The sequence below is a fragment of the Flavobacterium sp. MDT1-60 genome (assembly GCF_014844035.1).
GTDB lineage: Bacteria > Bacteroidota > Bacteroidia > Flavobacteriales > Flavobacteriaceae > Flavobacterium.
This window is the reverse complement of record NZ_CP062159.1, coordinates 527,824-539,422: the sequence shown is the minus strand read 5'-3', so window position 1 is coordinate 539,422 and position 11,599 is coordinate 527,824. Positions and strand designations below refer to the sequence as shown.

The following is an 11,599-nucleotide window of genomic DNA, read 5'->3' as shown; positions in this document are numbered from 1 at the left end:
CAAATTACACAAATTTTCGCCAATTAATTTGTGTGAATTTGCGTAATTTGCGGTTAAAATTAAGCTTTTTAGTATTGCAGACTTTAAGTCTGCCGACTGAACCCAAGGACAAGTCCAAAGCAGTTTAGTTTCTATTGGAATCATGATGACTTTATGCGTTTTTTGAAAATATAAGGGTTGAACAATTTCCTCCAAAACCGAAAGAATTAGACAAAACGTGTTCGATATTTTTCATTCTTAAAGAAGTCTGTGGTTTCAATTCAAATTCTTCCATCGGAACTTCAAAATTCAAATTCGGATAAACCACACTATTCTGAATCGCCAAAACACTGTAAACGGCTTCAATCGCCGCCGCTGCCGCTAATGTGTGTCCGGTAAAAGGTTTGGTTGAACTAAAATCAGGCACTTTTCCATCTTCATAAATTCGGAGTAAAGCCCTTCCTTCAGATAAATCGTTATTTGGAGTTGCGGTTCCGTGTACGTTGATATAGTCAATTTCAGAAGGATTTAAACCCGAAACTTCAAAAGCTTTTTTCATCGCTAAATAAGCGCCGTCACCATTTTCTGAAGAAGCAGTCTGATGAAAAGCGTCGTTTGCATTTCCATAACCTGAAACTCTGGCCAATACTTTTTTATCATATTTCTGAACCATTTCATCCGATTCTAAAACTAAATAAGCGGCCGCTTCACCCAGGTTTAATCCTTTTCGGGTATTGTCAAAAGGTTTGTTGTAATCGTCTGATAAAATCATCAAAGTCTTAAATCCATTGATGGTAAATTTTGCCAAAGCATCAGTTCCGCCAACAATAACACGATCTAATTTTCCGGTTTTGATCAATCGCGCGCCCAGCATAATCGAGTTCGCTGCCGATGAACAGGCCGTACTGATTGTGGTAACCATTCCTTTTAACTCTAATTCTGAAGCGATTTTTTCAGCTACGTCGCCGCCATCGTGACACGAAATGTATTTTACAAGATCAGGATTTTCGAAATATTCGTAATAATACTTTTCGGTCATATCCATACCGCCAACACTTGTGGCTGATATAAGGCCGGTTCTAAATTCGTTTATCGAGGTGATTCCGGCATTTTCAACCGCTTGTTTTGCGGCTAAAGTTCCAATCATCGCCGTTCTCGAAAAGTTATTATTTTCAGAAAGCTGTAATTCGGCAACCAATTCTTCATTGGTTTTTTTGATTTCACCAACTTTAATCATGTCAGCATGAACAGTCGGAATATTTTGAATTTGAGAAATGCCAATTTTATTTTCGATTAATGAAATATAATTTTCTTCGACTGAATTTCCAATCGAAGAGATAATTCCCATTCCGGTTATTGCGACACCTTTCATTTTTAGACTTCTTAGATTTTTAGACTCCTTAGACTTACTTAGACATTAGACTTCTTAGACTTTTGGATTCTAGATTTAGACAGTTTTTTTGTCTAAGTAGTCTAAAAATCTAAGCCAGTCTAAACTGTCTTATTTTGTTCTGTTCGCGCTAATATAAGCCGCCATAGTTTCAATCGACTGGAAAATTGATTTTCCTTCTTTCGGATCCACCAATTTAATTCCGTAATCTTTATCTAAAATCACGATCAATTCAAGTGCATCAATCGAGTCTAAACCTAAACCGTCTCCAAACAAAGGATCGTTATCAGCAATGTCTTCGATTGCGATATCTTCTAAGTTTAAAGTTGTGATGATTTTATTTTTTAATTCTTCTTTTAATGCTTCCATGATTATTTATTATATAATGTATTGATAGTCTCGTTCGTATATTTTGTATTTTCTTCCTTGCTTATAGTGCAAAGAAAGGCTTTGTAATCGTCATTAAAAAATTCTACCCAACCGCAAAGTACAACATCTGCTTTATTTGAATTTAGCAAAATGTTTGAATAATTCGACATAAATTCAGTGTTGAAAGCATCAAATATAAAGAAAGAATTTTCACTTTTCAGTTGATGGCGGATACTTATTTCGCCCAAACAAATATTTGGCAACGTATAAACAAAAACCGCCGGACTCGGATAATAGTTTTCCTTGTCTGAAATAGATTCCTGATATTTTACATCGGTATCTAAACTCGATGATTTATTGGCCAAAACCAAAGCGATATTGTTTTCTTGGTCAGATGAAGTAATCGGACTCAAAAGCAACTCTGCGCCTAAAAAAGCCAATTTGCTCAAAGCATCCATTTTGAAGAACTTCGGGTATTGTATTTCAAAATTACGATATGCCTGTTTGGAGAAATCAGCAAAATCAGTTGGTTCAATTTTGAATAAAGAAGTTCCGTTAAAAACAATTTCGTTGTTTTGGATGGTGATGTAGGATTGTATGTTGGTTTTGTTTTGAGTCATTGTTTTATTTAACACTAATTGCACTAATTTGCACGGATTGTTTTTGAGTTTAAATTACACTAATTAATTGGTGAAAATTAGTGTAATTAGTGTTTCATTTTCTCAAAAACCACAGCCGTATTACAACCTCCAAATCCAGAAGCCGTTTTCAAAAATATTTCAATAGAGGCTTCTTTATTTTTCTCAATAACATTTATAGATTCGCTTACGCCGATTTCATCAAAACCTTTCGATTCAAAAAGTTGATTTTGATTGGCCGATTCAATTGCAATTACCGTTTCCAATAATCCTGAAGCGCCCAACGTATGACCATAAAATCCTTTCAAACTATTTACCGGAACATTTTGTAAATCCAAACGATTTAAGGCAATGGCCTCCATTTCATCATTGAACGGAGTTGCGGTTCCGTGTGCTGAAATATAATCGATTTGGTTGGAATTGATTTTTGCTTCTTTCATTGCATTCTGAATACTTCTGAACAAACCTTCGCCTGTTCTTGAAGGACCCGAGATATGATTCGCATCATTTATAGAGCTGTCGCCAATAACTTTTATTTTAGCGGTTGCCGGATTCGCCGAAACTAAAACGGCAGCAGTCGCTTCGCCTAAACTTACGCCGGTTCTGTTTTTAGAATAGGGTTTACAAGGTAAGTCACTCATCGCCTGAAAAGCATTAAATCCGGACAAAACAAATTCTGAAACTTCGTCGCCGGCAACGACAAAAATGTTATCATAAAGCTCTGACTGAATCATTCTTTTGGCAACCGAAATGGCTAAAATTCCGGAAACACAAGCGTTCGAAACTACAATTGGCGTAGTTTGAAATCCGAAGAAATTGGCAACACTTTTTGCCAAAACATCTAAATGTGCGTTTTGAAAACTTGCTGTTGAATTCTCTTTTAAAGCCGTAACATTTCCTTTTGTAGTTGAAAGTATAAAAGCCGTTTTCGAATTTAATTCAACTCCGGAATTTTTGATCATCGGCTCTAAAGCCAAAATCATCATTTTCTCTAAACGGGAATATTTGGTGTCAGTGCTGATTTTTGCAAAAGCACTATTTATTTTTTCATCAGAAATTACAGAAGCATAAAACGGATTCGGCATCGCAGCAATATCCTGGTGCAATTGAATTCCGGAATCGCCACGCAAAATCGCTTCGATGTTGGAGTCAACATCAAAACCTAAAGGCGTGATACAATTGGTTTCATTTATATATACTTCTCTTGTCATTTTGTGATTTTTATTCCTGCAAGGTTTTCAAAAACCTTGTAGGTATTTTAAAGCTTTGTCTGGAAAAAATGGCACGCAGATTTAAACAGATTAAAGCAGATTTGCACAGATTTTTGTTTTACACCTACAAGGTTTTGGAAACCTTGCAGGAGAACTTTGTGCTTATTTTAAAAGTCCCACTTTACGTTTCCATTCCTCATAAAAAAGAGGATTTGTCAACATTAAATTCCCTTCTTTGTCTAAAAAGACCTGAACAGTTTCGCCCGTGCAGGCCACTTCGCCTTTTTCGTCTATAATTCTAAAACGATAAATCATTTTGGCGGCAGGTGTATCAACAACCGTTGTTTCAATTTTTACAACATCGCCGTAACGCAAAGACAATTTGTGTTCGCATTTTGATTTTACAATTGGGGTCGTAAAACCGGTTTTGGCAATGTCTAAATAGGTAAGTCCGTGTTGGCGACCAAAGGCTTCTCTTCCATCTTCAAAATAGGTAATATAATTGCCGTGCCAAACGATTCCAAGCGGATCAGTTTCGTTAAAACGAATTCTGATTTCGTGCGAAACGGTTAGGGAAGTGGCTTCGTTATACTGTTCTTTTCTTTTTGTCATAAAATAAGGCAATGGAAGTTGTGATTATAAAGAACAAAAATAGCAAACTTATTTTTGGGATGATTTCGACGAAAGAAACGTTACGCAATAACACATCGTAAAAAGCTTCTAATCCCCAATTCATAGGCGATGATTTAGCAATGATTTGCATGATCTTTGGCATCGCAAAAACGGGAACCCAAATTCCGCCAATTGCGGCTAGAATGATCACACTTGTCGCACCAAATGGAGCCGATTGTTCCTGAGTGCTCGCAATAGTTCCCAATAAAATTCCGAATCCGATTGCGGCAAAACCAGAAAATAAAGCCACAACACTCATTAAAAATAAATGCCCTTCGACATTTAAGGAAGGCAAACCAATATGTGGAAATAAGAATATTGCCACGGCTACCATCATATAAAACTGAATCATACAAATGGCAGAATACGTAATTGTTTTTCCGATGATGACAATTAAATTCGAAACCGGATTGGTCAATAAACGCACAAATGTTCCCTGTGATTTTTCTTTTACAATATTAATGGATAGCGGAATCACAATAAAAAATATCGCAAAAAGTGTCCAGGCCGGAACGTTATGCTGAACCGAATTAGGCAACACCTCTTTGTTGTTTATTCTTGGAATTATTTCTTTGAATGTGATGAAACTCTTTTGTTCGAATTGTGTATTTTCTTCGCCCAATTGATTTTGGAAAGTAGTATAAATTGATTTCGTTTCAATTTGGGAAATCATTTTATCAATGGCGTTCATAACCGAAGTTTTGAAACTCATTTGAACGGCAGGATCAAAATACAATTTCACTTCTTTTTGCTGTAAAACTTTTGAAGTTTTTGGTTGGGCAACAGAATCTGTAAAACCCATTTTACTCACAATGTTCTGTACATTCTGATCAATTTTGGCTTGTAAATCGACACTTAGATCTTTCGGAATTACAATGGCCAATTTAAACTTTCCTTTGTAAACGTTTTCTCTGGCAATTTCTTCTGTAATAGGTTGATTGTCGATTTGCGTTACAACACTGAATGCATTATTCTTTTGCAGATTATCAAAAACGGTTTTTGAAACCGAACCTTTGTCGTTATCAACCAATAAAATCTGAATTTTATTGTCGCTTACGGTTTTAAAAGTGCTGTCCTGAATAATGGTAACCGTGATTACAAGTATCAAAGGCATGATGAACAGAATAATCAAACCGCCTAAATCTCGTTTGAGCAGTAAAAATTCTTTCACGATCGACATCCAAATTTTATATAGCATCTCTAAAGTCTTTACCGGTTAATGAAATAAAAACTTCTTCGAGATTTCTGGCTTCTTCAACAGACGCAATCAAAGTTGACGGCGTGCCTTGGGCGTAAATTCGGCCCCGGTCTAAAATGGCAATCGTATCGCAGAAATCTTCGGCTTCAGCCAAATGATGCGAGGTATAAATAATCGTAGTTCCGTTTTGATTCAGTACTTTCAAATAATCCAAAATGGCATTTTTAGACTGTACATCAACACCAACCGTTGGTTCATCCAAAAACAAAACTTTTGGATTGTGCAGAATTCCGGCAATCAAATTGACCCTGCGTTTCATTCCGCCAGAAAAGGTTTCAATGCGTTTATCAGCAAATTTTAAAAGCCCCAAAAGATCTAAAGTTTCGATTACTTTATCTTTTAAATGGGAACCTTTCAAACCATACATACTTCCAAAATAATGCAGATTTTCACGCGCTGTCAAGGTTGGATATAAGGCATATTCTTGAGGAACAACTCCAATGATTTTTTTGATTTTTGCAGCATGATGCGAATAATCCAGTTCATTAATCGTGAAATGTCCTGAAGTTGGTTTGATCAATCCGCAGAGCATCGAAATTAAAGTGGTTTTTCCGGCACCATTTGGACCTAATAATCCGAAAATCTGGCCTTCATTTATCTCCAACGAAACGTCGTTCAAAGAAAACATTTCTGCGTCTTTGTACTTTTTCGAAAGGGATTCTATTTTTATAATGGAATTCAAAATATAGTTAGCTGATTGCTTTTTTTAGTTTTTTGAAAAAGATTTCTTCGCGATTGGCGATGTCCAAAAGTTCATCGGCAATGGCATTGTATGCGTCTTCTTTAGCGCTTCTGTTTTTGTAAATTCGGGAAGCTTCTACTGCAAAATCTCTCCAGGAATCTCCAATTTGGGTCATTTCTTTCGAAAGATTTTTCAATTCCTCATTACCCAAAATAACTGAAGCTTCTTGTAAAAACGCGGCGTAAATAAAACGGAAACCACCTCCTCCGGTTCCAATTTCTTCCTGCATGCGCACCATTTGCGCCAGATAATGATTGGCTTTTCTGACACCGTGTTTTACAGGCCATTTTCTGATTCGTCGCGAAACTAATCTAATGCCTCTAACGCCCACAATTGGCATTGGTGCAAGCATATCACGGCAGGTATTTTTAATTCCTTTGATGATGGCACTTTTGAAATCGACTTGTGTCGGAATCTGTATAGGATAATACATTTGGCCTCGCGGAGCAAAAGCTCCTTTGGCAAAACGTACTTTATCTAATTCAGCATGCGTTAGAGTTGTAACCGTTTCCATAACCGGGTCGCTGATTAAATAATCAGTTTCTGTTTTTCCGTAAACGACTAAATTGTGTGCGTTGAAATGAAAGCGATATTCATCCGGAAAATAAGTCAGGTTGTAAACGCCGACTTGTAATCCGGTTGGAATATTATTTTTTAAATTTTCATCTAAAGCTTTATTGGCATTTAAAACAGATGAAAATTTTTGTCTTTTAATTTTTAAATTTAAACGGCTTGCGACTTTATTAAAAATCTGTCCTGGCAAAGTTCTGTAACTGATGGCCGGTGCATGATTTACTTTTATAAAAGGCAAATACACAAATAAAAGCCCGGAACCAATTCCAAAAACCATCGGTTCGCTGATGTTCAGTCCGCTGTTTTTTAGCAAATTTGACGCTACTCCATTTTCACAATGAGCAGATTGATGGTGTGTAAAAGTAACTTGCATTAATCTGTTTTAAAGTTTTTTAATTCGGCTATTGAAATGTCAAAAGCGTCGGCATATTTTTGTAAAATTTTGTCACTCAATTTAGCGAAAACGGTTGGTTTAAAATGTCTTTTTACACGCCATTTCCACATATCAACGTAACCGGCAAGAATCGTAAGATCCATTTTGTTGAGTTCCATATAATAACAAATCGGACTCACTTCTCCAATCTGAACTTTTATTTTTGCTTCTTCGGCGCGTTCTTTTATATCATCAATCGCGTTTGAAAGTGCAATGGCTTTTGGTTCCCAGCCTGTACTTAAAGCGGTTGTATAATTGCCGTTTTCGTCCGTAGCATAAACGAGTTCTTTGAGGTTCTTTTTGCTTAAATTTCCATCGTGCTGAGGTACATTTTCTTTTTCCATGACGGTTAAATTTTAAGATGCATTACTTCTTCTAATAATGGGGCTAATCCGCCTTTGGTCAAATTATCATTGTTCCAAAAACTCATAACACAGCTTACATAATTATCTCTTACTTTTTCTGCAACATAATAAACAGTCAAAGTTTTTCCGCCAGACGTTCCGGCCAATAACGATTTCATTCCGGTAAAATCAAAAACTACTTTTTTTGCAGTTGTTTCGGTTCCTTCAAATACAACAGCAGTTTGTTCTTCTGAAACAACTTTAATGCCCCCTCCACTTTTTGTTATATTAAATTGATTTTCAATAGAAGCTTTGGCACCTTCAATATTTTTATGAACAGACCAATTCATTTCTCCATTATAAGGGCATTGAACAGTATTAACATTTGTCCACGCACAATTATTGCCTAATTTAATCTTTCTTCCCACAAAACCAATGGAGTCAATAGTCATTGATTCAAAAACATTTTTAGGAATTTCGTTTTTTAGGATTCGATTTATATATTGTTTTTCGAAATCTCCGTCAGGTTTATTGTAGTAGCCAAACCAAATAATTGTAATGGTTTTGCTGTTGTCTTCTATAAAATAATAGGAATTTGTCTGAATTAAATTGTCGGTAACATTATTTGTTTTAACAACATGTAAGTTGTTGTTTGAAAGAGATTCATCTTTGGTTTTTAAATCGCTGTCCTTTATGTCGAATTTCTTATAAATCTTTTTTAATGATTTTTCAGAAAAATCATAATTATAGGTTTGGCTTGAAAAGTCAACTCCATCAATATTATAATAAGTAGCACTTTGAGTATTTATTGCTTTTAATCGTTGTGCAAAATCATCATCTTGACAATAGACAATAGCGGATAAAAAAAGCAGTAATAAAGAAGTTGTTTTTTTCATTTTTTATCAAATAAATTATTCTACCGTCGAAATCGTCTTTTGAATAAACAAATTAATTTCGCATTCTAAAAGCAGTTGGTCTTCGAATAAACTTTCGCAGCTCATTGTGCATAAAGTATAATTATCGCCAACAAATTTTGAAACCAAAGTCGCTTTGGTGGTAATGCTGTCACCAACTTTTGGCAATGAATGTATTTTTACATTTTTTAAAGCGCTGATAAAACCTATAACGCTAACATTCTCATTTTCTGTGCCATCTTCGTCAAAAAAATACTTTTTGCCGACAATTGATGAACAAGTCTGCGCTGTGTTTTCTATTAAACCGGCTTCTGTAAAAATGTTGTTATCGACAAAAATATTGTCTTCTTTGATCAAAAAGATGGTTTCTACGAAATTGGCATCGATATCTAAAATCAAATCGACCATCAGCATCGGAGCTCGATGAGGCAGGTAATTTTGGATGTCGACTCCCACTTTCATATATGTAAAAAATTATTTGTTATTGGTCATATATGGTATCGCCTTTTTTTATTGGTGTTTGCTTAAGCAAACTTCTAGTTAGTGGCGATTTCATATTCTTGTTTATTTGGCTAAAACGGTTTTCATTTGTCCGCTTGCAATTTCTTCGTTATTCAAAAAAGTAACAATGTCAACCAAAGTGATTCCACCAAATTCCTGTAAAATCGTTATTGTTGATTGAATCGTATCGTTGATTTGTGGCAGTTTTTTAATTTCAATATCTTTAATAGAACCGATGTAACCAGTTGGTGCAATTTCGTTTTTCAAAAAAAACTGATAACCGGTATGCAAAGCCACAGACTGTGCCATATGTTCGATTAAACCTGCTTCCAGAAAAGTATTTTCTTCTAAAAAAATATTGTCGTTTTGAATTTTAAATCCTGCAACCAATGACGTTTCAGAATAAGAAAACAGGCGATCTACCATTACAAAAGGAAACTTCTGTGGCAATAAATTTCCAACCGCTTCTTTTTCTAAAAGTATAGTTGTTTCCATTAGCAAACGGTTAAATACGCATACGCAAATGAGAATCTTCCACTTTCAGGAACAGATAATAAAATGCGGTCTCCTTTTTTTAATTTACCGGAATTCATTAATTCTTCAACAGCAATATAAATCGATGCTGATCCAACGTTTCCGACTCTCAAAAGGTTCATAAACCATTTTTCGTCGGTAATTACAATTCCTTTTTCGTTTAATCCGTTTTTCAATCCGTCAACAAAAAAGTGAGACGAAACATGCGGTAAGAAATAATCAACTTCTTCGCCGGTAACATTATGTTTAGCCATTGCATCGCTCATACTTTCGACACCTTTTGGCAGAATAAATTCGTCTAATAATTTTACGTCCTGTTTTACAGCAAAAACAGATTCGTTTAACCATTCATCTGGTTTGAAATCACTCCATGGTTTGATTTCTCCATTTTCTAATTTATCTCCACCGGCATACATACAAGCTTCCAGTTCGAAGGCATAAGAATACGATTCCATCCATTCGATTTTTAAGGAAATGTCTCCGCTTGGTTTATTTTCTAATAAAAAAGCTCCTGCTCCGTCAGACAACATCCAACGTAAAAAATCTTTTTTGAAAGCAATAATAGGTTGTGCTTCCAGATTTTTTAAGTTGATGATTTCGTGATTGTATTTTGGAGACGAAAGCCAGGTCGAAACTTTTTCAGATCCCGTGCAAATCGCATTTTTAGAATTTCCTGAGCGTATGGATAGAAAACCATACTTCAACGCATTCATTCCGGAACAGCAAATTCCCATAGAAGAATTCAATTCTACAGAACGGTTTTTCAATAAACCATGAACCATTGCCGCGTGTGAAGGAGCCAAAACATCTGGAGAAGAAGTGCCACATGACAATACTTCTACGTCCTGATCTGTGAATTTTTCATCAAATAATTGTACAACAGCATTTCGAGTCAGCTCGGCATTGCTGTGAGTGCTTTTTCCTTCTTTGTCGACAGCGTAATAGCGGCTTGTAATTTTATTATTACGCAAAATAATACGTCTTGCTTTTGAGGCTGTATCATTTATAAGTCCCAAATAGTTTTCCATTTCATCATTTGAAACAGCTTCATTTGGTAAATACTTTGCGGCTTTGGTAATATATACGTCAAACATAATTTAATTTCCTCTTCTAAACTCCCTGATAATATTGAGTTTCCTTTTTTATTTTTTTGAACTTAAATGGATAGGTAATAAGATGCAATATATAGACTATTGGTGAGATTAGCCATATAGCCAAGAATAAATAAACATAAAATATTTTAAGAAGCATTTTTCTGTTTTTTTGATTTTTATGAATGATATTAGACCATTTATTAAATATTTTATTAGCTGTTTTATCTACCGTTACTAAATACGAACTGATTTTTACAGCGCCTATTTCGGCTAATTTTGGTTGTAAATCGTCTAATTTGTTTTGATTGAATTGAGAAAGCATTACTTCTCCAAATTTATCCGATTCCTGAATGTCTTTATCAGAAACTCCAGGCAACGGAAAAAAGCCTAAATATTTTTTCTTCACTCCGGAAAACATCCAGTTTACAATCGTAATCACGCTGATTAAATTTCCAACACGATCGACCAACGCCACATTTCCAACCAGTTTTGCATTCACGTCACGCAATAAAACTTTTACTTTTTCCTGCGCCATAATCCACATATTTCGGGATCCGTTTATGGTGATGACTGGCGTATTGTTCAGAATGGTTTTGGCTTCGGTACTTTTCAGAAAAGAGTTCATCGGAATTGAAGGTGACAAATACCATACCTGATAATGCAAAAGAACAAGATCGAATTTTGTATTCAGAATTTCCTCAGAAACTGGTTTTAAGGCTGTCGGAATCTGTAAAAAAGATTCGGGGAAAGCATCAAAAAAAGTGGTTTTATTCCAGGGAAAAGGAAAAGGTTTTTCTAATTGAATTTCGTGAAAAGTTACTTTTATTTCCTCTGAATTTAAAAAGGGTTTGGCAATATTTCGCGCAATAGATTCTAGTTGCCCAGATTGAGAATAAAAAATAACGAGAACATTTTTCATTTGATTGAAGGCTTTGGTTGCAAACAAA

14 protein-coding genes are annotated in these 11,599 nt (G+C 35.3%); all 14 read right to left on the bottom strand.

The window, feature by feature from the left end; genetic code table 11:
• Positions 1–151: 151 nt before the first annotated feature.
• The 14 genes from IHE43_RS02215 to IHE43_RS02150 all read right to left on the bottom strand — a co-directional run bounded on the left by IHE43_RS02215 (position 152) and on the right by IHE43_RS02150 (position 11,571).
• Entirely contained in the window at positions 152–1,351 is a 1,200-nt protein-coding gene (locus IHE43_RS02215) for a beta-ketoacyl-[acyl-carrier-protein] synthase family protein (protein WP_192186479.1), read from the bottom strand.
• A gap of 129 nt (positions 1,352–1,480) precedes the next feature.
• Entirely contained in the window at positions 1,481–1,738 is a 258-nt protein-coding gene (locus IHE43_RS02210; protein WP_026727250.1) for a phosphopantetheine-binding protein, read from the bottom strand.
• A 2-nt stretch (positions 1,739–1,740) separates the two neighbouring features.
• Positions 1,741–2,358: a 3-oxoacyl-ACP synthase gene (locus IHE43_RS02205; protein ID WP_192186478.1), complete on the bottom strand. Its 618-nt coding sequence runs from the start codon at positions 2,356–2,358 to the stop codon at positions 1,741–1,743.
• An 86-nt stretch (positions 2,359–2,444) separates the two neighbouring features.
• A complete protein-coding gene (locus IHE43_RS02200) occupies positions 2,445–3,587 on the bottom strand; it encodes a beta-ketoacyl synthase N-terminal-like domain-containing protein (protein ID WP_192186477.1) in 1,143 nt (380 codons plus the stop codon).
• 162 nt (positions 3,588–3,749) lie between these two features.
• Positions 3,750–4,199, bottom strand: coding sequence for a thioesterase family protein (locus tag IHE43_RS02195; RefSeq protein WP_192186476.1), 450 nt, complete (start codon positions 4,197–4,199; stop codon positions 3,750–3,752).
• On the bottom strand, positions 4,174–5,457 hold the full coding sequence (locus tag IHE43_RS02190) for an ABC transporter permease (protein ID WP_192186475.1): 1,284 nt from the start codon (positions 5,455–5,457) through the stop codon (positions 4,174–4,176). Before IHE43_RS02190 ends, IHE43_RS02195 begins: the two co-directional genes overlap by 26 nt.
• Positions 5,447–6,145: an ABC transporter ATP-binding protein gene (locus tag IHE43_RS02185; protein WP_192186474.1), complete on the bottom strand. Its 699-nt coding sequence runs from the start codon at positions 6,143–6,145 to the stop codon at positions 5,447–5,449. The genes IHE43_RS02190 and IHE43_RS02185 overlap by 11 nt, the downstream gene beginning before the upstream one ends.
• A 61-nt stretch (positions 6,146–6,206) precedes the next feature.
• Positions 6,207–7,205: a BtrH N-terminal domain-containing protein gene (locus tag IHE43_RS02180; protein ID WP_192186473.1), complete on the bottom strand. Its 999-nt coding sequence runs from the start codon at positions 7,203–7,205 to the stop codon at positions 6,207–6,209.
• Positions 7,205–7,609 (bottom strand): hypothetical protein, encoded by a 405-nt coding sequence (locus IHE43_RS02175; RefSeq protein ID WP_192186472.1) that lies wholly within the window; start codon positions 7,607–7,609, stop codon positions 7,205–7,207. The genes IHE43_RS02180 and IHE43_RS02175 overlap by 1 nt, the downstream gene beginning before the upstream one ends.
• 5 nt (positions 7,610–7,614) lie before the next feature.
• The gene (locus IHE43_RS02170) at positions 7,615–8,505 is read right to left on the bottom strand and encodes a hypothetical protein (RefSeq protein ID WP_192186471.1); all 891 of its coding nucleotides are present in this window, start codon (positions 8,503–8,505) and stop codon (positions 7,615–7,617) included.
• Positions 8,506–8,520: 15 nt separating this feature from the next.
• Positions 8,521–8,985 carry an ABC transporter permease gene (locus IHE43_RS02165; RefSeq protein ID WP_192186470.1) on the bottom strand — a complete coding sequence of 155 codons (465 nt, stop codon included), beginning with the start codon at positions 8,983–8,985 and terminating at the stop codon, positions 8,521–8,523.
• A gap of 102 nt (positions 8,986–9,087) precedes the next feature.
• Positions 9,088–9,519, bottom strand: coding sequence for a hypothetical protein (locus tag IHE43_RS02160; RefSeq protein ID WP_192186469.1), 432 nt, complete (start codon positions 9,517–9,519; stop codon positions 9,088–9,090).
• A complete protein-coding gene (locus IHE43_RS02155; RefSeq protein ID WP_192186468.1) occupies positions 9,519–10,652 on the bottom strand; it encodes a beta-ketoacyl-ACP synthase III in 1,134 nt (377 codons plus the stop codon). The genes IHE43_RS02160 and IHE43_RS02155 overlap by 1 nt, the downstream gene beginning before the upstream one ends.
• 16 nt (positions 10,653–10,668) lie before the next feature.
• A complete protein-coding gene (locus tag IHE43_RS02150; RefSeq protein ID WP_192186467.1) occupies positions 10,669–11,571 on the bottom strand; it encodes a dialkylrecorsinol condensing enzyme DarA in 903 nt (300 codons plus the stop codon).
• Positions 11,572–11,599 lie beyond the last annotated feature (28 nt).